The following is a 22,876-nucleotide window of genomic DNA, read 5'->3' on the forward strand; positions in this document are numbered from 1 at the left end:
CCCATTTCTCTCAGTGATGAGATCAGCACAAGGAGTAGCACTTTTATGTCGGCCACCGATGGCTCCGGCGCTCCCCGGTTCAGCATTGTCATACCCGTGTACAAGGTCCGCGGATATCTGCGTGAATGTCTGGACTCGGTCCTGGCCCAGACCTTCGTGGACTTCGAGGTGCTCGCCGTCGACGACCGCTCACCCGACGAATGCGGGGCGATCCTCGACGAGTACGCGGCCCGGGACGACCGGATCATCGCGATACACCGGGAGGAGAACGGCGGCATAGGCCAGGCCCGCAACACCGGCGTGGAGCGGGCCACGGGCACCTACCTGCTGTTCCTTGACAGCGACGACACCTTCACCCCCGACGCGCTGGAGAACATGGCACGCCGTCTCGACGAGGCGGACGACCCGGAGATCCTGCTCTTCGACCATGTGCGGACGTACTGGTGGGACAAGCGGCAGCCCAGCGCGAGCACCGAACTGCTCGCCGAGGCGGGCGACGAGGTGTTCAGCCCCGCCGACCGCACCGAGTTCCTCAAGATGTTCGCCGTCGTCTGGAATCGCGCGTTCCGCCGCGACTTCTACCTCGCGGGCGGCTTCACCTACACCGACGGTCTGTACGAGGACGCGCTTATGGTCTACACGACCATGCTCAGCGCCGAGCGCGTCGCCTGCCTGAATCACGTCTGCGTCGAGTACCGCCAGCGCCGCCAGGGCAGCTCCATGGTGACACCGGGCCGCAAGCACTTCACCATCTTCGAGCAGTACCAGCGGCTGTTCGACTTCCTGGCCACCAGACCGCACCTCGACCCACTGCGCTCCTTCCTCTTCGAGCGCATGGTCAATCACTTCCTCTTCACCTTCGCCCGCGCCAGCCGTGTCGTACCGGCCGACCGGGCGGAGTACTTCCGCGCCGCCTCCGCGATGTACCGCAAGCACCTGCCGGCCGGCTACGAGCCGCCCCCGGGCGTGACGGGCGCCAAGTTCCAGGCGCTCGGACGCGGTTCGTACTCCTCCTTCCAGGCGCTCAAGCTCGTCAACAAGACCCGGGTCACCGTGCGGCGCAGGCTGAAGAGCGCCAGGACGACCGTCGGCAAGCGCGCGCTCACCAGCCTGTACCAGATGCACTCCAAGCGGCCCCTGGATCCCAAGCTGGCCGTATACGCCGCCTACTGGAACCGGGGCGTGGCGTGCAACCCCGGCGCCATCTTCCGCAAGGCCCAGGAGCTCGCCCCCGACATCCACGGCGTGTGGGTGGTCCGCAGGGGGCTCGAGGACACCGTGCCGGAGGGCGTCGACTACGTGGTGCCGGGCTCGCCCCGCTACTGGGAGGTCATGGCTCGTGCGACGTACTTCGTCAACAACGTCAACTACCCGGACGACATCGTGAAGCGTCCCGGTCAGATCCACATCCAGACCCACCACGGCACGCCGCTCAAGCGCATGGGCATCGAGCAGCAGCGCTATCCGGCCGCCGCCAAGGGCATGAGCTTCCGCAAGCTGCTCCAGCGCGCCGACCGCTGGGACTACAGCGTCTCCTCCAACCAGCACTCCTCGGAGAACTGGGAGCGGGTCTACCCCTGCACCTTCGAGTCGCTCGACGCCGGATACCCGCGCAACGACGTGTACTTCACCGCCACCGCCGAGGACGTCCTCGCCGCCCGCGAGAAGCTGGGCATCGCACCGGGGAAGACGGCCGTGCTGTACGCCCCCACGGTCCGCGACTACCAGGCAGGCTTCGTCCCGCGCATGGACCTGGAGAAGGTCACCCGAGGCCTCGGCCCCGACGTCGTCCTGATGGTCCGTACGCACTATTTCTACGGTCAGGACTCCGCCCTGCGGCGGCTGCACGAGCAGGGCCTGCTGCTCGACGTGTCGACGTACCCCGTCGTCGAGGAGCTCTGCCTGGCCGCCGACGCGCTCGTCACGGACTACTCGTCCATCGTGTTCGACTACGCCTGCCTGGACCGGCCGATCATCACGTACGCCGACGACTGGGAGGTCTACGTGAAGTCCCGCGGCGTCACCTTCGACCTCTTCTCCGGCGAGCCGGGCGAGACCCCGGGCGTGCTGGCCACCACGGACGACGAGCTGATCGAGGCGTTCCGCGGCGGCGACTGGGACAGCGAGCGGGCAGCGGCCCTGCGCGCGGCCTTCCGTGAGCGGTTCGTCCAGTACGACGACGGAAACGCCGCCGAACGTGTGGTGCGCCGCGTCTTCCTGGGCGAGGGAATGACCCCCGCCCCGCAGCCGCTGTCGTTGCGTACGCCGGCTCCTTCCCCGAGCAAGGCCGCGGCGGCGTCGGCGGTGCGCTGAGGGGACGCGCCGAGTGTCCGGGTTCCGTCCGCCGGGTGCGGCGGACGGGGCCCGGACGGCCGGCGACACATTCGTCACACGTGATTAACAGCCACGGTATTGCCACGGTGGGTGACATGCTTCTACGGTCTCCTGCACACGCGGTTCTACGGGTGTAGACCGAGGGCGGTGCAAGTTCGACAGGCGGCGGGTCCCCCGGCTGCGCGGGCATCCGGTCCTGCTGCTCGGAAGGGAGCAGGAATCGTGAACCGTACTGTTGTCCGTGGAGGGCTCGTCATCACGGCCTCCGACGAAGTCCACGCCGACGTCCTGATCGAGGACGGGCGCATCGCGGCCCTCGCCTCGCACGGCAGCAGCGCGGCCGACGCCTGGACCGCCGGCCGAACGATCGACGCCACCGGGAAGTACGTCATCCCGGGCGGCGTCGACGCGCACACCCACATGGAACTGCCCTTCGGCGGCACCTTCGCCTCCGACACCTTCGAGACGGGGACGCGGGCGGCCGCCTGGGGCGGCACCACGACCATCATCGACTTCGCCGTGCAGAGCGTCGGGCACGCCGTGCGCGAAGGCCTCGACGCCTGGTACGCGAAGGCCGACGGCAAGTGTGCGATCGACTACGCCTTCCACATGATCCTCTCCGACGTCAACGAGCACTCGCTCAAGGAGGTGGACCTGCTGGTGGGGGAGGGGATCACCTCCTTCAAGCTGTTCATGGCGTACCCCGGCGTCTTCTACAGCGACGACGGACAGATCCTGCGCGCGATGCAGCGTTCCGCCCGCAACGGCGGGCTGATCATGATGCACGCCGAGAACGGCATCGCCATCGACGTCCTCGTCGAGCAGGCGCTGGCCGAGGGCCGCACCGACCCCCGCTACCACGGAGAGGTCCGCAAGGTCCTCCTCGAAGCGGAGGCGACCCACCGCGCGATCCAGCTCGCACGGGTCGCGGACGCCCCGCTGTACATCGTGCACGTATCGGCGGAAGAGGCCGTCGCCGAGATCGCCGCGGCCCGCGACAAGGGGCTGAACGTCTTCGGCGAGACCTGTCCCCAGTACCTCTTCCTGTCCACGGACAACCTCGCGGAGCCGGACTTCGAGGGGGCGAAGTACGTATGCAGTACGCCGCTGCGGCCGCGCGAGCACCAGGCCGCGCTCTGGCGGGGGCTGCGGACCAACGACCTCCAGGTCGTCTCGACGGACCACTGCCCCTTCTGCTTCTCGGGACAGAAGGAACTCGGCCGGGGAGACTTCTCGAAGATCCCCAACGGGCTGCCCGGCGTGGAGAACCGCATGGACCTCCTCCACCAGGCCGTCGTCGACGGACGCGTCTCGCGCCGCCGCTGGATCGAGATCGCCTGCGCGTCCCCGGCCCGCATGTTCGGCCTCTACCCGAAGAAGGGGACGATCGCGCCGGGCGCCGACGCCGACGTCGTCATCTACGACCCGCACGCCGAGCAGACCCTCTCGGCGGACACCCACCACATGAACGTCGACTACTCGGCCTACGAAGGAAAGCGGATCACCGGTCAGGTGGAGACGGTGCTCTCGCGCGGCGAACTCGTCATCGACAAGCGGGAGTTCACCGGCCGGGCAGGACACGGCAGCTATACGCCCCGATCCACGTGTCAGAACCTGAACTGACCCCGAACAACCGGGAGGTCCCCGTCATGGACTTCGGACTCGTCCTGCAGACCGACCCGCCCGCATCGGCGGTCGTCGGCCTGATGCGGCGCGCGGAGCGCAACGGCTTCCGCTACGGCTGGACCTTCGACTCCGCCGTGCTGTGGCAGGAACCCTTCGTCATCTACAGCCGCATCCTCGAACACACCGACCGGCTGATCGTCGGACCGATGGTGACCAACCCCGGCACGCGAACCTGGGAAGTCACCGCCTCCACCTTCGCCACCCTCAACGAGATGTACGGCAACAGAACCGTGTGCGGCATCGGCCGCGGCGACTCCGCGATGCGCGTGGCGGGCCGCAAGCCCAACACCCTGGCACGCCTCGGCGAGGCGATCGGCGTCATCCGTGACCTGGCCGAGGGACGGGAGGCGGACGTCGGCGGGCAGCGGCTGCGGCTGCCGTGGGTGCAAGGCGGCAAACTGCCGGTGTGGATGGCGGCGTACGGGCCGAAGGCGCTGGAAATGGCCGGGCAGAAGGCCGACGGGTTCATCCTCCAGCTCGCGGACCCGTTCCTGACGGAGTGGATGGTCAAGGCGGTACGTACCGCCGCGTCGGACGCGGGACGGGACCCGGCGTCCATCACCATCTGTGTCGCCGCCCCGGCGTACGTCGGCGACAACCTCACCCACGCGAGGGACCAGTGCCGGTGGTTCGGCGGCATGGTCGGCAACCACGTCGCCGACCTGGTCGAGAGGTACGGCGAACACTCCGGCCTGGTGCCGGACGCCCTGACGGAGTACATCAAACAGCGCCAGGGCTACGACTACAGCCACCACGGGCGGGCCGGGAACCCGGACACCGCCTTCGTGCCCGACGGGATCGTCGACCGCTTCTGCCTGCTGGGGCCGGCCGAAGCGCACATCGAGAAGCTCAAGGCGCTGCGGGCCCTGGGCGTCGACCAGTTCGCCGTCTACAACATGCACGACGCGCGCGAAGAGACGATCGACGCGTACGGCGCCGAGATCATCCCCGCACTGACTTCCTGAGCCACCGGACGAACCGCACGAACCCGGACGAAGGGTCCCGCCGCCATGACCGCAACCGTCCCCAGCGACTCCCCGCACCCAGCCCCCATATCCGACCCGGACGACCCGGACGGCCGCGTCGGGCTCGCGCCCGGCGCGGCCGGCTCCGACAGCCGCTTCGTCAACGACGACCTGCTGCCCGTGCCCGTGGAACGGCGCCGGTGGACGACGTACAACTTCGCGGCCCTGTGGGTCGGCATGGCGCACAACATCCCCTCCTGGATGCTCGCTTCGGGGCTCGTCGCCCTCGGCATGGACTGGAAACAGGCGGTCTTCACGATCGCCCTGGCCAACGTGATCGTGCTGCTGCCGATGCTGCTCACCGGTCACGCCGGGCCGAAGTACGGCATCCCCTTCCCGGTACTCGCGCGGGCGTCCTTCGGACTGCGCGGGGCCAACCTGCCCGCGCTGATCCGGGCGGGAGTCGCCTGCGCCTGGTTCGGCATCCAGACCTGGATCGGGGGCCAGGGGATCTTCGTCCTGCTGGGGAAGATCTTCGGCGGATGGGCGGAGGCGTCGAGGATCGGCGGGCAGCCCTGGACGCTGTGGGTCTGTTTCGTACTCTTCTGGGCGCTCGAACTCGCCATCATCTACCGGGGGATGGAGGCACTGCGGCGCTTCGAGAACTGGGCGGCGCCCTTTGTCATCGTCGGCGCGCTGGCCCTGCTCGGGTGGATCACCTGGAAGGCGGGCGGCGTCGGCCCGCTGCTCGACCAGCCGTCGAAGCTCGGCTGGGGAAGCGACTTCTGGCCCGTCTTCTTCCCTTCGCTGATGGGGATGATCGCCTTCTGGGCGACGCTGAGCCTGAACATTCCTGACTTCACGCGGTTCGCGTCCGGCCAACGCGCGCAGATCTGGGGCCAGTCGCTCGGCCTGCCGACGACGATGACGCTGTTCGCGTTGCTTTCGGTGTTCGTGACGTCGGGATCGCAGGCGGTGTACGGCGTGCCGCTCTGGGACCCGGTCGCGCTGGCCGCGAAGACCGACAACGTCTTCGGGCTGCTGTTCGCGCTGGTGACAGTGCTGATCGCGACGATCTCGGTGAATCTGGCGGCGAATGTCGTGTCCCCGGCGTACGACCTGGCGAACCTGGCGCCGAAGGTCATCAACTTCCGTACCGGCGCGCTCATCACGGGCGTGGTGGGCGTACTGATCATGCCGTGGAAGCTGACCGCCACACCGGAGCTGTACATCTTCACCTGGCTGGGAGTGGTGGGCGGTCTGCTCGGTACGGTAGCGGGCATCCTGATCGCCGACTACTGGATCATCCGGCGGACGGTACTGGAACTGCCCGACCTGTACCGGCCGGAGGGCCGGTACTGGTACACGGCGGGGTGGAACTGGCGGGCGGTGGCGGCGTTCGTGGTGGGAGGCATCCTGGCGGTCGGCGGCTCGCACTCGGCGCCCGGGAAGGGGCCGTTCCCGGCGGACGGGCTGATTCCGTTCCTGAGGCCGCTCGCGGACTACGGGTGGGCGGTGGGGCTCGGGTGTGCGCTGGCGCTCTACACCGGGCTGATGTGGTCCGCGCGGTCCCGGAAGGCGACAGGGCCGGGGACCGCGCGGACAGGCTAGTTCACGCCGGCATGGGCGGTGACCACCCAGACCCCGGCCCGCAGCAGGACCCCCCTTTCCGTCTCGTACGGCAGCAGCACTTCTCGCATCGCCGCCCGGGTCGCGTCGGGGACTGTGCGGTCCGGGGTCCGGGAGAGGAAGAAGTCCACGGCGTCCGCCGCGTCCTTGCCCCAGTGGGTGTCCTCAGTCACCGCAGTCACGGTGATCCCACAAAATCCTGCGCCGGTCAGTACGTCCTCGATGCGCGCGGGCTCCGAGAAGGAAGCCATCGCCTCCGCCAGTCCGCCGCCGATCGCCTTCTCCTGGCCCAGCAGTGAGGCCAGTCGCCCGAGCGTCGTGGCCTCCTGTGTGTCGGGAGACGCGGATCGCGGACAGACGAGGGCGAGCCGGCCGCCGGGGCGCAGGGCGCCGGCGATGTTCGTGAACGCGGCCGTGTGGTCGGCGAAGAACATCACGCCGCCCCGGCTGATCACGACGTCGTACGAGGAAGCCGGGAAGGGATGCGCCTGGGCGTCCCCCGACTCGTAGCCGACGTGCGGAAGACCGTCCGACAGGGTACGGGCCCGGTCGAGCAGGGGCTCCGAGATGTCCACGCCCACGACGCGCCCGTGCGGGGCCCGGCGCGCGGCTTCCCGTGTCGTACAGCCGCTGCCGCAGCCGATGTCCAGGACGCGGTCCCGGTCACCGATCGCCGCCGCGCCGAACAGGGCGTCGTCGAAGCCGGCCAGCATGGCGTCGTACCGGTCGTGGTGATCCGCCCAGTGGCGGCCGACCGGGCCGTTCCAGGCGGCGGCGATCGCGTCGGCTGCGTCAGTCGTGCGGGTTGCGGGGTTCATACGTGCTCCCGGTGGGTGGTGAGGGCGGCTTCGATGTGTTCGGTGGCGGTGATGCCGCCGTACGCGATCAGATGCACCAGGCAGTGGTCGGTGTGCCGCGGGCCGCGCCAGGCCGCCACGTCCTCGTCCGTGATGCGGTACGGCGCGACAGCGGCCAGCAGCGCGAGCCTCGCGCCGGGGCGGTCGTCCCGGCCGGGCAGCCAGTCGCCGCTCAGCGGCGGATGCGCACCGCCCGATGCCGCGACCGCGTCCCGTACATACGCCTGGTCCTCGTCGGACAGCAGCCCGGCGCCCATACGCGCCGCCTCGCGGAGTGCGGCGTAGGCCGTGCCTGCCGGTGAACCGGCCGCCCAGGCGGGCTCCGGGCCCGACGTCTCGAGCAGGCCCAGACTGGTTCCGGGCTTCAGCTCGCGGCGCACCGTGCGGGACAGGGAGCGGCCGGCGAGCGAGCGCACGAGGCGGTACCGCTGGGCGTTGCCCGGGAGCATGTTCTCCGTCAGCAGCGACGAAACGATGCGGTTGATGAAGTGGAAGGCGAGCGCCGTGCCGATGAACTCGGGTGCGTGCGCTGCGGGGAAGGGCGGTTCGCCCGCGTCTCCCGTCCGCGTCGCCTTCGCCCACGCGAGGAGCGCCGCGTGTCCGGGGTCCGCGGGGGTCTCGCCGCGCGAGATGACCTCGGCGAGGCGGTGGTCGCCGGTGGCGTGCAGCAGCACGGTGTGCGCGTCGATGCAGAAGGGGCAGCGGTTGGCGAGCGACACCCCGGCCGCGACGACCTGCTTCGCCGTACGGGAAGCCTGCCCGGCCAGCAGTGACTCGCGCAGCAGTGCCCAGGCGCCGGTCAGCAGGGGCGGCGCGGCGGAGAGTACGACGAAGGTCGAGGCGCCATCGATGCCGAAGTCGGTGGCCAGCTGGGCGTACACCTCTGCGGTGACGCCGGTCGCGGCCTTGGGAGGTACGGGATCGGTGTAGCGGAAAGGTCCGGTCATGGGGACGATGCTCGCCCGCCGGCCGGGCCCCCGTCGTCGTACGGCCGGAGACATTCCCGGCTGCGCCGGGGGCCCCACTGCCGCGCCCCTCCTACTTCCCCGGGAGTAGCGCGAAAGCCGTCTGCGCGGAGGACGCGCGAGGCCGGGAGGTGCGTCTAGGGTGCGGGTCATGCGCGCGGAGCAGCAGGAGCAACGGGAGCGGGTCGCCTGGCGAACAGAGCTCATCGACACGGTATTTGCGGCCGTCGTCGGCGGCGCGGTCCTGCTCGCGGCCTTCGCCACTTCGGGTCCCGCGCCCGGCGCTGTCGACGTGCTCCTGATCACCGCGGGGTCGCTGGCACTCGGGGTCCACCGCCGGGCCCCGGTACCGGCCCTGGTCTTCACCGCGGCCTGCATGCTCGGTTACGTCGTCCACGCGAATCCGGGGACTTCGGCCGCCTTCCCGGTCATCGCCGGGGTGCACGCCGTGACCAGGGCCGGGCACCGGGCGGCGGCGGTCGGGGTGAGCGTCGTCTTCCTGGTGGGCTTCTTCTTCGCGGACTCAGGGGGCGATGTCGAGCGGACGCTGCTGCTGCACGGCTGGTTCGTCTGCGCCGGCGTGACCGGACTCATCGACAAGAACTGGCAGGCGTACCTGCGCCAGACCGAACAGCGCGCGGCCGAGGCCGAACGTACGAGGGAGGAGGCGGCGCTGCGCAGGGCGGGGGAGGAGCGGCTGCGGATCGCGCGCGAACTGCACGACTCGCTCACCCACTCCATCTCGATCGTCAAGCTCCAGGCGGGAGTCGCCGTCCATCTCGCGCGCAAGCGGGGCGAGGACGTGCCGGACGCGCTGCTCGCCATCCAGGAGGCGAGCGGTGAGGCGATGCGCGAGCTGCGGGCGACGCTGGAGGTGCTGCGTACGGATGTCGTACCGCCCGGCAGCGGCCTCGCGAGGCTCGGCGAACTCGTCGAGCGGGCCCGTGCGGCCGGACTCGCGGCGTCGGTGACCGTCACCGGGCCGGAGCGGGCGCTGCCCGACGACGTCGACCGGGCGGCGTACCGCATCGTCCAGGAGGCCCTGACCAACGTCGCCCGGCACGCGGGGCGCGCGACGGCGACCGTGCAACTCTCCTACGCCGCCGACCACTTGTCCGTGCACGTCGAGGACGAAGGACCCGCCGTCACGGGCGGGAGAGGCGGCCCGCCCCCGGCTCCGCCCCCGCCCCCGTCCCCGTCCCCGTCCCCGTCCCCGTCCCCGGGCAACGGTCTGACCGGCATGCGCGAGCGCGTCACCGCCCTCGGCGGCACCCTGCACGCGGCCCCGCGCCCCGGCGGCGGATTCTCCGTACGCGCCGAACTTCCCCTGGGGGTACGGTGAGCGACGTGATCCGGGTGCTGATCGTCGACGACCAGGCACTCATGCGGGCGGGTTTCCGCGCCCTGCTGTCCGCCGAGGAGGACATCGAGATCGTCGCCGAGGCCGCCGACGGCCGCCAGGGCCTCGAACTCGCCCGCCTGCACACCCCGGACGTCGCGCTCGTCGACGTACAGATGCCGGTGATGACGGGCATCGAGACGACCCGCCGCATCGCCGCCGACCCGGCGCTGGCCGGGGTGCACGTCGTCATCCTCACCAACTACGGCCTGGACGAGTACGTGTTCGACGCGCTGCGCGCCGGGGCGGCGGGGTTCCTGCTCAAGGACACCGAACCGGCCGAGCTGCTCCAGGCCGTCCGCATCGCGGCCCGCGGCGACGCTCTGCTCTCGCCGTCCGTGACCCGCCGCCTCATCACCGAGTTCGTCGCCCGCCCGCCGGACCGCCGCACAGCCCCCGGCTTCGAGACGCTCACCCGGCGCGAATGCGAGGTCGCGGCGCTGGTCGCGCACGGTCTGACGAACGAGGAGATCGCCGGGCACATGGTGATCAGCCCCCTCACCGCCAAGACCCACGTCAGCCGCGCGATGATCAAACTGGGCGCCCGCGACCGCGCCCAGCTCGTCGTCTTCGCCTACGAGTCGGGGTTGGTGAGCCCCAAGGGGGCGCAGACCTGAACCCTGAACACCACGAAGCGACGGAGCCGCACCGCATGTTCACCACCCGCCCGACTCTCCGAGGCACCTTCGGCATGGTGTCCTCCACGCACTGGCTCGCCTCCCAGTCCGCGATGGCGGTCCTGGAGGACGGCGGCAACGCGTACGACGCCGCCGTCGCCGCCGGCTTCGTCCTGCATGTCGTCGAGCCGCACCTCAACGGGCCCGCGGGAGAGGTGCCGGTCATCCTCGCGCCGGCCGGTGGGCAGGTGCGGGTGCTCTGCGGGCAGGGGCCCGCCCCCGCGGGAGCGAGCGCTGGGCACTACCGGGCGCTGGGGCTGGAACTCGTGCCGGGGACCGGGCCGCTGGCCGCCGCCGTGCCGGGGGCGTTCGACGCGTGGATGCTGCTGCTCCGGGATTACGGCACCAAGTCGCTGCGCCAAGTGCTGCGGTACGCCATCGGGTACGCGCAGGACGGGCACGCGCCGGTCGAGCGGGTCGGTGAGACCGTGGAGACGGTACGGGCCCTGTTCGAGGAAGAGTGGACGTCTTCCGCCGAGGTGTATCTGCCGGGCGGCAGGTCGCCGGCCCCGGGCGAGCTGCTGCGCAACCCCGCTCTCGCCGCGACCTGGCGCCGCGTGGTCGCCGAGGCGGAGGCGGCGGGCGGTGAGGGCCGGGTGGCGCAGATCGACGCGGCGCGTGCGGTGTGGCGCGAGGGGTTCGTGGCCGAGGCGCTGGTACGGCAGGCCGCACGCCCCACCATGGACACCACCGGCGCCCGGCACACGGGGACGCTGACCGCCGCCGACCTGGCCGGCTGGTCCGCGACGTACGAGGCGCCCGCGACGTACGACTGGAACGGCTGGACGCTGTGCAAGGCGGGCGGCTGGAGCCAGGGCCCCGCCTTCCTCCAGCAGCTCGCGCTGCTGCCGGCGGAGCTGCCCGCGTACGGCTCCGCCGAGTACACGCACCTGCTGATCGAGGGATGCAAGCTGGCGATGGCGGACCGGGAGGCCTGGTACGGCGACGCCGCCGATGTGCCGCTGGACGCCCTGCTTTCGGCCTCGTACAACGCCGGGCGACGGGCGCTCGTGGGGGACAAGGCCTCGCTGGAGCTGCGGCCCGGGAGCCCCGAGGGGCGTACGCCCGTGCTGAGCGCCCACGCGCTGGCCGTCGCCACGGGGAAGCCCGGATTCGACGACATGGGCATTCCGGCCGCCGACGGCGCCGGCGAACCGACCGTCGCCCGGGACGGGACGACCCGCGGCGACACCTGCCACCTGGACGTCGTCGACCGCTGGGGCAACATGGTCGCGGCCACCCCGAGCGGCGGCTGGCTCCAGTCCAACCCGGTGGTTCCCGAGCTGGGGTTCCCGCTCGGCACGCGACTCCAGATGACGTGGCTGGACGAGGGGCTGCCGAATACGCTGACGCCGGGGCGGCGGCCGCGAACCACCCTCACACCGTCGCTCGCGCTGCGGGACGGGGTGGCGGTGCTGGCCTTCGGTACGCCGGGCGGTGACCAGCAGGATCAGTGGCAGTTGCACTTCTTCCTCGCGGTCGCGCTCGCCGGCGCCTCGGTGCGCGGTGGGCTAGATCTTCAAGGAGCCATCGACGCCCCCAACTGGCACAACGACTCCTTCCCCGGCTCCTTTTATCCGCGCGGGATGCGGCCGGGGAGCGTCACCGTCGAGTCGCGCATGGAAGAGGGCGTCGTCGAGGAGCTGCGTCGCCGGGGGCACGACGTGACCGTCGGCGGGCCCTGGTCGGAAGGACGGCTGTGCGCGGTCGCGCGCGACCCGAAGACGGGTGTGCTGTCCGCCGCGGCGAACCCCAGAGGAATGCAGGGTTACGCGGTCGGGCGCTGACGGCACCCCGAGTTGCCCGCATTGTCAGCGGGTCGTGCTTTGCTGGATACATGATCGATGACAAGTTGTCCGACGTCGAAGAGGCCGTGCGCAAGGCGGCTGCCGCCGAGATCCTGCCGCGATACCGGCAGCTCGCCGCGCACGAGATCGTCGAGAAGACCGGGCCGCACGACCTGGTCACCATTGCGGACCGGCAGGCCGAGGAGCACCTCACGGCGTCCCTGACCCGGCTGCTGCCGGGGTCCGTGGTCGTGGGGGAGGAGGCGGTCCACGAGGACCCGGCGGTGTACGAAGCGCTGAGCGGCGACGCGCCGGTGTGGATCGTTGATCCGGTGGACGGGACCCGGCAGTTCGTGCGCGGCGAGGCGGGTTTCTGCACGCTGGTCTCCCTCGCGCACCGGGGCGAGGTGCTCGCCTCGTGGACGTACGCGCCCGTGCTCGACGAGATGGCCGTCGCGGTGCGCGGCGGCGGGGCCCGGCTGAACGGCGAGGTGCTGCGGGCGGGAGTCCCGGGTACGGGCGCGACGCTGAAGGTCGCCACGTCCCATCCGGACTTCACGACGGAGCAGGAGAAGGCGGCGCTGCTGCGGCTCAATGTGAAGGGCGTCGACGCGCGGCCCTGTGGGTCGGCCGGGCTCGAGTATCTGGCGGTGGCCAGGGGAGACCTGGACGCGGTGGCGTTCTCGTGGGAGCTGGCCTGGGATCACGCGGCGGGGTTGCTGCTGGTCGGCGAGGCGGGCGGTTCGCACGCGACCGTCGCGGGCGAGAGCTTCCGGCTGACGGGCGGCAATGCCCTGCCGTTCACGGCCGCGCGGGACGCGGCCACGGTCGCCAGGGTGGTCGGACTGCTCAGTGGCGGGCGGCGTGATGGCGGGCCGGCGTGAGGGCGGGCCGGGTGTGACGGCGGGCCGGGTGTGTACTTCCGGCCACCCACCCCTCCCGGCGTCCGCGCCCCCGTGGCCAGGAATATCCTGGGGCTCTTGGCCATCGGCTGACGAAGGAGTCCGAAGGTGCCGTCGATGCTCGATGCCGTCGTAGTAGGGGCGGGGCCCAACGGACTGACCGCCGCTGTCGAACTGGCCCGCCGGGGCTTCTCGGTGGAGGTGTTCGAGGCGCTGGACACGGTGGGTGGCGGCGCCAGGACCGAGGAGCTCACGCTCCCCGGCTTCCGGCACGACCCCTGTTCCGCCGTGCACCCGCTGGGCGCGGGCTCGCCGGCCTTCAAGGCCATGCCACTGGACCGGTACGGGCTGGAGTGGCTGCACGCGGAGCTGCCCATGGCCCACCCCTGGGACGACGGCACGGCCGCTGTGCTGTCGAGGTCGGTCGCGGAGACCGCCGCTTCGTTCGGTGCGCGGGACGCCGGGACGTACCGGCGGCTGGTCGCGCCCTACGTGGCGAAGTGGGACACGCTGGCCAAGGACTTCATGTCGCTGCCCTACAGCGCGCTGCCCCGCGACCCGCTCACCCTGGCCCGCTTCGGCGTCGACGGGCTGCCGCCCAGTACGTGGCTGATGCGACGGTTCCGGGACGACAAGGCGCGGGCGCTGTTCGCCGGGCTCGTCGCGCATGTCATAGCGCCGCTCGGCGGTCTCGCGACGAGCGCTGTCGGGCTGGTTTTCGCCCTTGCCGCGCACGCCGGTGGCTGGCCGATGCCACGGGGCGGGTCGCAGTCGGTCTCGGACGCGCTCGCGGCGTATCTGCGGGATCTCGGAGGCGTGGTGCACACCGGCTTCGAGGTCAAGCGGCTGGACGACCTGCCGCCCGCGCGTGCGTACGTCTTCGACACGTCACCGACGGCCCTGGCGCGGATCGCCGGTCTCGGGCGGGCGTACGAGAAGTACCGCTACGGCGCGAGCGTGTTCAAGATCGACTACGCCCTGGACGGGCCCGTGCCCTGGACGGCGGAAGAAGCCCGGCGGGCCGGCACCGTCCAAGTCGGGCCCACCAGCGGCGAGATCGGCACCGCGCTGAAGCAGGCAGCGGGCGGTACGGCTCCCGAGACGCCGTTCCTGATCGCCGCTCAGCCGAGCCTGGTCGACCCGTCCCGCGCCCCCGAGGGCAAGCACGTCTTCTGGGTGTACGGACATGTCCCGCACGCCTGGGAAGGCGACCTGACCGAGGCGATCGAGCGGCAGATCGAGCGCTTCGCGCCGGGCTTCCGCGACCGCGTGCTCGCCCGGGCGACCGCCGGGCCCCCCCAACTGGCCGCCCGCAACGCCAATTACATCGGCGGGGACATCGCCTGCGGCGCGGCGTCGGGACTTCAGCTGATGCTGCGGCCGAAGGCGTCTCTCTTCCCGTACGCGACCCCGCATCCGGCGGTCTTCATCTGTTCGTCCGCGACTCCGCCGGGACCCGGCGTGCACGGCATGTCGGGGCACAACGCGGCGAAGGCGGTCTGGCGGCGGTTGCGCGCGGCCTGAAGGAGCGGTTGAGCGGCAGGAGAGGATGGGCTTCATGACGGCCATCACTCTCGTACGCGGTGACATCACCGAGCAGCACGTGGACGCCATCGTCAACGCCGCCAACTCGTCCCTGCTCGGTGGCGGCGGCGTCGACGGCGCGATCCACCGCAAGGGCGGCCCCGCGATCCTGGCGGACTGCCGCCGCCTGCGGGCCTCCCAGTACGGAAAAGGACTGCCGACGGGTCGGGCCGTCGCGACGACGGCGGGACGGCTGGACGCCAAGGGGGTACCTCCCATGCCCTTAAGGCTATGGGGGAGGGTGATCCACACGGTCGGGCCCGTCTGGCAGCCCGACCAGGACCAGTCCGAGCTGCTCGCCTCCTGCTACCGCGAATCGCTGCGCGTGGCGCGGGAGCTGGGCGCGGTGAGCGTCGCCTTCCCCGCCATCTCGACCGGAATCTTCCGGTGGCCGATGGACGACGGCGCGCGCATCGCCGTCCGTACGGTCCGGGAGGCGGCCGGCGGGTCCGTCGCCGAGGTACGGTTCGTGCTCTTCGACGAGGCCGCGTACGAGGCGTTCGAAACGGCCCTGGCAGCCGCACGTTGATGTCGGATTCTCGCCAGCCGCAGGAGTGCGGCGTGCCCGATGCTTGAGCCATGCACACCGACACCGAGCGTTGCGTACGCGCAGTCCAGTCCAAGGACTCGCGCTTCGACGGCTGGTTCTTCATCGCGGTCGTGACCACCCGGATCTACTGCCGCCCCAGCTGCCCGGTCGTGCCGCCCAAGGTCGAGAACATGACCTTCTACCCGAGCGCGGCAGCCTGCCAGCAGGCCGGGTTCCGGGCCTGCAAGCGCTGCCGGCCCGACACCAGCCCGGGCTCCCCGGAGTGGAACGCCCGCGCCGACATCGTCGCCCGCGCGATGCGCCTGATCAGCGACGGTGTCGTCGACCGCGAAGGCGTGCCGGGACTCGCCGCCCGCCTCGGCTACAGCACCCGCCAGGTCGAACGGCAGCTGCTGGCCGAACTGGGCGCGGGGCCGCTCGCCCTCGCCCGCGCGCAGCGAGCCCAGACGGCCCGCGTGCTCATCGAGACGACCCCACTGCCCATGGCGGACGTGGCGTTCGCCGCCGGATTCTCGTCCGTACGTACCTTCAACGACACCGTCCGCGAGGTCTTCGCCCTGTCGCCCGGCGAACTGCGCAGCCGCGGCAGGAAGCAGCCGCAGACCCCCGGCGCGATCTCCCTTCGGCTGCCGTTCCGCGCCCCGCTGAACCCCACCAACCTCTTCGGCCACCTCGCAGCGACCGCCGTACCGGGCGTGGAGGAGTGGCGCGACGGCTCCTACCGCCGCACGCTCGCCCTCCCGTACGGCCACGGCATCGCCACGTTCACGCCGCACCCCGACCACATCGGCTGCCTCCTGTCCCTCACCGACCTGCGCGATCTGACCATCGCGATCAGCCGCTGCCGCCGGTTGCTCGACCTCGACGCCGACCCGGTCGCCATCGACGACCAGCTGCGCACCGACCCGCTGCTCGCCCCGCTCGTCGACAAGGCCCCGGGACGCAGAGTGCCGCGTACGACCGACGCGGCGGAATTCGCGGTACGCGCGGTGCTCGGCCAGCAGGTCTCGACGGCCGCGGCCCGTACGCACGCGGCCCGCCTGGTCACCGCGCACGGCACACCGGTCGACGACCCGGCGGGCGGGCTCACCCACCTCTTCCCGGACCCGGCCCGCCTGGCCGCGCTCGACCCGGAGTCGCTCGCCCTGCCGCGCAGCCGCCGCACCACTTTGACGACGCTGGTCTCCTCGCTCGCCGACGGCAGCCTGAAGCTCGGCGTCGACAGTGACTGGGAGCGGGCCCGCGCCCAGCTCGTGACGCTGCCCGGCTTCGGGCCCTGGACGGTCGAGGTCATCGCGATGCGCGCGCTCGGGGACCCGGACGCGTTCCTGCCGACGGACCTGGGGATCCGGCGTGCCGCGCAGGAGCTGGGGCTGCCGTCGACCCCGGCGGCGTTCACGGCGCGGGCGGCGGCCTGGCGGCCGTGGCGGGCGTACGCCGTCCAGTACCTGTGGGCGACCGGCGACCACCCCATCAACAACCTTCCGGTTTGAGGACGTGACCATGAAGAAGCACAGTGTGGTTGACAGCCCGTACGGTCCGCTGACGCTGGTCGCGACGGACGGCATGCTGTCGGGCCTGTACATGAAGGACCAGCGCCACCGGCCGCCGGAGGAGTCCTTCGGTGAACGGACGTCAGGGATGCTGAGGGAGGTCGTCCGTCAGCTCGACGCGTACTTCGCGGGCGGGCTGAAGGAGTTCGACCTGGAGCTGAGCCTCGACGGCACGCCGTTCCAGCGCAGCGTCTGGGCGCAGCTCCAGCGGATCCCGTACGGCGAGACCTGGACGTACGGCGAACTGGCCGAGCGCCTCGGCAATCCGGCGGCCTCCCGGGCGGTGGGCCTCGCCAACGGCAAGAACCCGGTCGGCATCATCGTGCCGTGCCACCGGGTCATCGGCGCGGCGGGGAGCCTCACCGGCTACGGCGGCGGGCTGGAGCGCAAGCGGAGGCTGCTGGCGTTCGAGGCGGGCGGGCCGGGGCCCGCCGACGACCGGCTCTTCTGACGCGCCTTGGAGCGCGTGCCGCGCGGGCTGCCGCCGACGGGCGCCGTGCCGGTGGTCCGGGCGAGGCGGCGGGCGTCGACCGGTGTACCCGCACCGGGCCAGACGGCCTACCAGGCGGGGCGCTGCCGCGGAGGTCGCCCGATGCTGACCCTGAGCGACCCGGCAGGTGCCGGGCGCGACGACTTCCAGGAGGTACGCCGGCATGCCGTCAGCACCCACCCGCCGCGATCACCCCGTCCGATTCCGACTGAGACCCGCCGCCGCCCTGATCGCGGCCGGGGCCTGCACGCTCGGCCTCCTCGCCGGGCCGGCGCGGGCCGACGGCCAGCGTCCGGACGAGCGCGGCGACCGCGAACTGCGCGCGGCCCTGGAGGGCCTGGTGCGAGCCCCGGAGGGTCCGCCCGGAGCCATCGCCCTGCTCCAGCGGGGCAAGGACGTGAAGGTCTACCGCGCCGGTGTGGCGGACGTGCGGTCCGGGCGGCCGCCGCAGCCCTCCGACCACATGCGTCTGGCCAGCATCGCCAAGGCGTTCAGCGGGGCCGTCGCGCTCCAGCTCGTCGACCGCGGCAAGCTGCGGCTCGACGACACGATCGGCAAACGGCTGCCCCGCCTGCCCAGGGCCTGGCACAAGGTGACACTCCGCCAGCTCCTCCAGCACACCAGTGGATTGCCCGACTTCAGCGAGGACGACGCGTTCCTGGAGCGGCTCCAGGCCGACCCGCGCCGGGAGGTCGACTCGCGACGGCTGCTGGACTTCGTCGCCGACGAGCCCCTGCGCTTCCGGCCGGGCTCGCGCTACCGGTACTCCAACTCCGACAACATCGCCGTGGCTCTGATGGCGGAGGCGGTGACGGGCCGTCCGTACGAGGAACTGCTGCACCGGCTGGTCTACCGGCCGCTCGGACTGAGCAACACCAGCCTGCCGCGCGGCTACCTGCTGCCCAGGCCCCATCTGCACGGTTACGTCTTCGAACAGGGGGAGCCGCAGGACGTCAGCACCGCCGTCAGCATGTCGGCCGTGTGGGCGTCCGGCGGGATGGTCTCCACCCCCAACGACCTCAACGCCTTCATGCGCGCCTACGCGGGCGGCGCTCTCGTGTCGGAGAAGACCCGCAAGCAGCAGACGAAGTGGGTCGAAGGCTCCTCCGTGAACCCCGGTCCCGGCCACAACAAGGCCGGCCTGGCGCTGTTCCGCTACAAGACCCGCTGCGGCGTGGTCTACGGCCACACGGGCACCATCCTCGGCTACACCCAGTTCGCGGCGGCCACGCCCGACGGCAAGCGCTCCGTGACGGTCTCCCTCACCACCCAGCTCGGTGAGGCCACCACACCGGACCTCGTGGCACAGATGCGCGACGTCCAGGAGGACTTCGTCTGCGAGCTGCTCCGCCGCTGAGGCGACACGCCTCCGACGGTGGCCCGGCGCGGCCGCCGTCGGAGACCGGAGCGGGGGAACGGGACGACGTGCTCGCCCGAGGCGGACACGGGCCCCGCCCCCCGCCCTGGGTCAACTCCCTTCGGCAGCCGCTCCCGTGACCTTGGCGAACGGGGTCGGGGGCCGTCCCGTCCAGCGGTGCAGCACCGCCCGCGCGGTCTGCTTCGTCACTCCGTCCTCCACCACCGTGCCGGCCTCCACCAGGTAGTACCGGCCGTCGTCGAGCGAGATCAGACCGTACTGCCCTCCGGACTCCCACCCGTACGTCCCCGACGCCTCGTGGTGCAGCCCCTTGCGGAGCAACGGCAGCAGCTCGCCGCGCTCCGGCCTCGGCTGACCGGTGACCGGCCCGGTCTCCGGCCGCTTCGAACCGTCGGCGATGAAGAGCGAGTAGTTGGGGAACTGCGGCTTCGCGCCCTTGTAGACGGCCATCAGCCAGTTGCCCGTGTGCTCGTCGTACTCCAGATTCTGTACGCCGTACCGGGTGTTGCCGGTGCGTACGAAGTACTTGCCGTCGACGTCGGACGGACCGCTGGTGTGCGGCGCGCTCTCCGGCAGCGGGCGCTCGTACTTGTGCCACTTCCGCACGTCGTACTGGAGCAGGACCTGGTGGTCGTTGTCCTGCCGCTTGACGTTCGAGTAGATGCCGTACGCGACCGTCAGGACCTGCTTGCCGCGCTTGGGGCGGCCGCCGCGGTCGAGCTCGGGCCCGAAGGCCACTCCGTCGATCCCGCTGCACCCGTACCGGTGGTCGGGGGTGTTCGCGGTGTCACCGTCGAACTTCCCGTCGCCGTTCATGTCGGCCGTGTAGTCGTCCACGACCTCCTGGAGGTGGACCGTCGACACGACGTCGCTGGTGCGCGCGTCCATGCCCATGCGGTCGATGCGGTCCACGTCGAGGATCGCGATGTAGAACGCCTTCGCCGACTTGTACTCCAGCGAGCCGTAGACCCGGCCGTCCTTCGCGTTGAAGTCCAGATCGCCGAGATGTCCGGTGAAGCCGGATACGGACCCCACCGGATTGCCGCGCAAATCAGTCTTGACGAGGAGGTTGGTGAAGGAGAAGTACATGAAGCCCTTGTGGCGGTCCACCGCCACACCCTGCACGTGCCCCGCTTTCCACGCGCCGCCCTTTATCTCGGTGGGCAGGTGTCTTCCAGAGGCCGCCGCCGTCGGTCCGGACGGTTCCTCGGCTCCGGCCGCGATGGAGCCCTGGGCCACAAGGGCCCCAGCGGCCAGGACAGTCAGGACTCCGCAGGCGAGTGTGCGTCGCATGGGCTCTCCAGATTTCGTCGGGGAACGAAGCGGAACGAAGCGGAACGAGACAGAACGAGACGGAACGAAGAAGCGGGGGATGCCAGGCACGTTAGGCCGCGCTGTGGTCCGCTCGGTGCACTCCGGTGCAACACCGGGTGAAGGCACTGAGGCAACAGACCGTAGGGGCCGGGCGGGTTGACGGACAGACTTGATTCAGCCGAGCACCAGCCGCGCCGTGCGGTGGGCCAGTTCGGTGATCCGTACGCCGTCGAAGCCGAACACGGCGCTGCGCACCGTGTCCTCCAGCGGCTCCGTCCACTGCCCGCCGATCCCCGCCGCCCCGCACAGCACTCCGGCCACCGAGCCCGCCGTCGCGCCGTTGGAGTCGGTGTCCAGGCCGCCGCGCACGGTGAACGCGATGGTCCGGGTGAAGTCGCCGTCGCCGTACAGCAGTCCGGCCGTGATGACGGCGGCGTTCGGGACGACGTGGATCCAGCCGAGCCCGCCCGTCCCCCGCTCCAGCTCGCTGAGCGTGTCCTCCCAGGCCGCGCCGGCCGCGTGCAGGGCGAGTGTGTGACGGACCGTACGGGCGAGGCGACTGCTCGCGGGCACGTGCTCCAGCGCCGACTCCAGCGCGGCGCGCGGCCCGGACGCGGTGAACGCGGCGGCGATCAGCGCGGCCGCCCACATCGCGCCGTACACGCCGTTGCCGGTGTGCGAGAGCACCGCGTCGCGGCGGGCCAGGGCGGACGCGCGGTGCGGATCGCCGGGGTTGGTCCAGCCGAAGATGTCGGCGCGGATGAGGGCGCCGATCCACTCCTGGTACGGGTTCTCGAAGGTGGCGGTCAGCGGCGGCCGCAGCCCGTTCGCGAGATTCCGGTACGTCGCCCGCTCGGCGGTGAAGGTCTGCAGATACGGCAGGCGCAGCAGCCACAGTTCGCCGACCTCCTCGGTGGTGAAAGCGAAGCCGTGGGTCTCCAGCAGGTGCAGACCGAGGATCGCGTAGTCGATGTCGTCGTCCCGGCAACTGCCGCTGATCCGCCCGCGCACGCAGTGCCGCCATTCGGGCCGCAGTTCGAAACCGTCCGTGGCGGGCGGGGGCTCGGGCAGGTAGTCCGTGAGGGGGAGTGCGCCGGTCAGACGCAGATAGCGGTCGATGCGCGCCCGCGTCCAGTAGTCGCCGCGCTCCACGGGCTTGCCGAGCATGTTGCCGGCGATTCTGCCCAGCCAGCCGCCGAGAATCCGGTCGGCCGTGTGCGTGCTGTGTGGCGTCATGCGTCGGGTCTACCCGCTTCCGATGGCCGGACATGGGAGATTTATGCAGTTTTCACTGGTATGCGAGAGGGGTGAAAGGGGTGGGGTGCGGAATGAGGCGTTGCACGCGGGCACGGGTGGCCGCCCTGGTGGCCGGAGCCGCCGCCGATTGAGTGATGCCGTTCGATCAGGTCGGTGCGCATGACGACCCACTATGGGCGCTAAAAGATGACAAATCAGGTTGGCACGCCGACCGGGGCGCCGGACCGAGCTGGACACCCATGGGCAGGGGGCCCTATCTGCGGATATGGTCGGGGCGGCGCGACTGCCTGTTCGAAAGCAAGGGATAGCAAGGTGACGGACGGAGCAGTAACTGAGACCGCCCGCGTGCTCGTCGCGGCGGACAAGTTCAAGGGCTCGCTCACGGCCGTACAGGTCGCGGAGCGGGTGACGGCCGGGCTGCGGCGGGTCGTCCCCGACGTTGTCGTCGAGGCTCTGCCCGTCGCCGACGGCGGCGACGGCACGGTGGCCGCGGCGGTCGCGGCCGGGTTCGAACGCCGGGAGGTACGGGTCACCGGACCGCTCGGCGAGCAGCTCACGGCGGCGTTCGCGCTGCGCGACGGCACCGCCGTGGTCGAAATGGCGGAGGCGTCGGGCCTCCAGCACCTCCCCGAGGGCGTATTCGCGCCGCTCACCGCGACGACGTACGGCTCCGGCGAACTGCTGCGCGCCGCGCTCGACGCGGGCGCCCGCACGATCGTCTTCGGCGTCGGCGGCAGCGCCACCACCGACGGCGGCGCGGGCATGCTGGCCGCGCTCGGCGCGCGCTTCCTGGACGCGGCGGGCGAGCCCGTCGGTCCCGGCGGCGGCGCACTGCGTGACCTGGCGAGCGCCGACCTGTCCGGCCTGGACCCGCGTCTGGCCGACGTGGACCTGGTCCTGGCCAGCGACGTGGACAACCCTCTGACGGGCCCGAAGGGCGCGGCGGCGGTGTACGGCCCCCAGAAGGGCGCCACCGAGGAGGACGTGGCCACGCTCGACGCGGCCCTGGCGCACTACGCGTCCGTACTCGGTCCGCAGTACGAGGATTCGCCCGGCGCGGGCGCGGCGGGCGGCATCGGCTACGGCGCGCTGATCGCGCTCGGCGCGAGCTTCCGCCCCGGCATCGAGGTCATGCTCGACGTCCTGGGCTTCGCCGAGGCGCTGTCCCGGGCGACGCTGGTCATCACCGGTGAGGGCTCGCTCGACGCGCAGACTCTGCACGGCAAGGCTCCGGCGGGTGTGGCGGCGGCGGCGCGCGCGAAGAACGTCGAGGTCATCGCGGTCTGCGGCCGCCTGGCCCTGCGGCCCGAGGTCCTCGGCGCGGCGGGCATCCGCCGCGCGTACGCCCTGGCCGACCTGGAGCCGGACCCGGCCCGCTCCATGGCGGAGGCGGGACCGCTGCTGGAACGGGTGGCGGAGAACATCGCCCGCGACTTCCTGACCTGACGGCGCCGGGGGCGGGTGCCGGGGGCAGGTCCCCGGACGCCCCACGGGTGTGTCCGCAAACGCCGGACGGACTTGTTCTCCCGGGGGCGGCTCACTTTCGAGC

The 22,876-nt window shown here is 71.5% G+C and carries 18 protein-coding genes; 14 read left to right on the plus strand and 4 right to left on the minus strand.

Features of this window, described 5'->3' with window-relative positions:
- Positions 1-45: 45 nt before the first annotated feature.
- The 4 genes from AC1P0E_RS28115 to AC1P0E_RS28130 all read left to right on the plus strand — a co-directional run bounded on the left by AC1P0E_RS28115 (position 46) and on the right by AC1P0E_RS28130 (position 6,596).
- On the plus strand, positions 46-2,313 hold the full coding sequence (locus AC1P0E_RS28115; protein ID WP_482744898.1) for a bifunctional glycosyltransferase/CDP-glycerol:glycerophosphate glycerophosphotransferase: 2,268 nt from the start codon (positions 46-48) through the stop codon (positions 2,311-2,313).
- A gap of 240 nt (positions 2,314-2,553) precedes the next feature.
- On the plus strand, positions 2,554-3,957 hold the full coding sequence (gene hydA, locus AC1P0E_RS28120; RefSeq protein ID WP_482745932.1) for a dihydropyrimidinase: 1,404 nt from the start codon (positions 2,554-2,556) through the stop codon (positions 3,955-3,957).
- Positions 3,958-3,983: 26 nt separating this feature from the next.
- The gene (locus tag AC1P0E_RS28125) at positions 3,984-4,985 is read left to right on the plus strand and encodes a TIGR03842 family LLM class F420-dependent oxidoreductase (protein WP_482744899.1); all 1,002 of its coding nucleotides are present in this window, start codon (positions 3,984-3,986) and stop codon (positions 4,983-4,985) included.
- A 45-nt stretch (positions 4,986-5,030) separates the two neighbouring features.
- Positions 5,031-6,596 (plus strand): NCS1 family nucleobase:cation symporter-1, encoded by a 1,566-nt coding sequence (locus AC1P0E_RS28130; protein ID WP_482744900.1) that lies wholly within the window; start codon positions 5,031-5,033, stop codon positions 6,594-6,596.
- Here AC1P0E_RS28130 and AC1P0E_RS28135 read toward each other — a convergent pair.
- Together AC1P0E_RS28135 and AC1P0E_RS28140 are read right to left on the minus strand one after the other, a co-directional pair.
- Complete coding sequence (locus AC1P0E_RS28135) at positions 6,593-7,432, minus strand: class I SAM-dependent methyltransferase (protein ID WP_482744901.1); 840 nt, start codon at positions 7,430-7,432, stop codon at positions 6,593-6,595. The genes AC1P0E_RS28130 and AC1P0E_RS28135 overlap by 4 nt on opposite strands.
- Positions 7,429-8,418: a carboxymuconolactone decarboxylase family protein gene (locus AC1P0E_RS28140; RefSeq protein ID WP_482744902.1), complete on the minus strand. Its 990-nt coding sequence runs from the start codon at positions 8,416-8,418 to the stop codon at positions 7,429-7,431. The genes AC1P0E_RS28135 and AC1P0E_RS28140 overlap by 4 nt, the downstream gene beginning before the upstream one ends.
- Before the next feature lie 169 nt (positions 8,419-8,587).
- On the opposite strand from AC1P0E_RS28140, the gene AC1P0E_RS28145 reads away from it, so the two are divergent.
- The 9 genes from AC1P0E_RS28145 to AC1P0E_RS28185 all read left to right on the plus strand — a co-directional run bounded on the left by AC1P0E_RS28145 (position 8,588) and on the right by AC1P0E_RS28185 (position 18,735).
- Positions 8,588-9,778, plus strand: a complete 1,191-nt coding sequence (locus tag AC1P0E_RS28145) for a sensor histidine kinase (protein ID WP_482744903.1) — start codon at positions 8,588-8,590, stop codon at positions 9,776-9,778.
- A 5-nt stretch (positions 9,779-9,783) separates the two neighbouring features.
- The gene (locus tag AC1P0E_RS28150; RefSeq protein WP_482745933.1) at positions 9,784-10,452 is read left to right on the plus strand and encodes a response regulator; all 669 of its coding nucleotides are present in this window, start codon (positions 9,784-9,786) and stop codon (positions 10,450-10,452) included.
- Between the two features lie 35 nt (positions 10,453-10,487).
- A complete protein-coding gene (locus tag AC1P0E_RS28155) occupies positions 10,488-12,299 on the plus strand; it encodes a gamma-glutamyltransferase family protein (RefSeq protein ID WP_482744904.1) in 1,812 nt (603 codons plus the stop codon).
- 50 nt (positions 12,300-12,349) lie between these two features.
- Positions 12,350-13,183, plus strand: coding sequence for an inositol monophosphatase family protein (locus AC1P0E_RS28160; RefSeq protein ID WP_482744905.1), 834 nt, complete (start codon positions 12,350-12,352; stop codon positions 13,181-13,183).
- A gap of 126 nt (positions 13,184-13,309) precedes the next feature.
- Complete coding sequence (locus AC1P0E_RS28165) at positions 13,310-14,725, plus strand: phytoene desaturase family protein (RefSeq protein ID WP_482744906.1); 1,416 nt, start codon at positions 13,310-13,312, stop codon at positions 14,723-14,725.
- Positions 14,726-14,759: 34 nt separating this feature from the next.
- Positions 14,760-15,314, plus strand: coding sequence for an O-acetyl-ADP-ribose deacetylase (locus AC1P0E_RS28170; RefSeq protein ID WP_482744907.1), 555 nt, complete (start codon positions 14,760-14,762; stop codon positions 15,312-15,314).
- A 50-nt stretch (positions 15,315-15,364) separates the two neighbouring features.
- The gene (locus AC1P0E_RS28175; protein WP_482744908.1) at positions 15,365-16,828 is read left to right on the plus strand and encodes an AlkA N-terminal domain-containing protein; all 1,464 of its coding nucleotides are present in this window, start codon (positions 15,365-15,367) and stop codon (positions 16,826-16,828) included.
- Positions 16,829-16,838: 10 nt separating this feature from the next.
- The gene (locus AC1P0E_RS28180; RefSeq protein WP_482744909.1) at positions 16,839-17,339 is read left to right on the plus strand and encodes a methylated-DNA--[protein]-cysteine S-methyltransferase; all 501 of its coding nucleotides are present in this window, start codon (positions 16,839-16,841) and stop codon (positions 17,337-17,339) included.
- 202 nt (positions 17,340-17,541) lie between these two features.
- The gene (locus tag AC1P0E_RS28185) at positions 17,542-18,735 is read left to right on the plus strand and encodes a serine hydrolase domain-containing protein (protein ID WP_482744910.1); all 1,194 of its coding nucleotides are present in this window, start codon (positions 17,542-17,544) and stop codon (positions 18,733-18,735) included.
- Positions 18,736-18,846: 111 nt separating this feature from the next.
- Here AC1P0E_RS28185 and AC1P0E_RS28190 read toward each other — a convergent pair whose 3' ends face one another.
- On the minus strand, positions 18,847-20,049 hold the full coding sequence (locus AC1P0E_RS28190) for a hypothetical protein (RefSeq protein WP_482744911.1): 1,203 nt from the start codon (positions 20,047-20,049) through the stop codon (positions 18,847-18,849).
- A 195-nt stretch (positions 20,050-20,244) separates the two neighbouring features.
- Positions 20,245-21,306: an ADP-ribosylglycohydrolase family protein gene (locus AC1P0E_RS28195; protein ID WP_482744912.1), complete on the minus strand. Its 1,062-nt coding sequence runs from the start codon at positions 21,304-21,306 to the stop codon at positions 20,245-20,247.
- Between the two features lie 333 nt (positions 21,307-21,639).
- Between AC1P0E_RS28195 and AC1P0E_RS28200 the strand changes: the two genes are divergently transcribed.
- Entirely contained in the window at positions 21,640-22,773 is a 1,134-nt protein-coding gene (locus AC1P0E_RS28200; protein WP_482744913.1) for a glycerate kinase, read from the plus strand.
- The last annotated feature ends 103 nt before the right edge of the window (positions 22,774-22,876 follow it).

This window comes from Streptomyces sp. TRD_SC_5 (genome assembly GCF_056836825.1).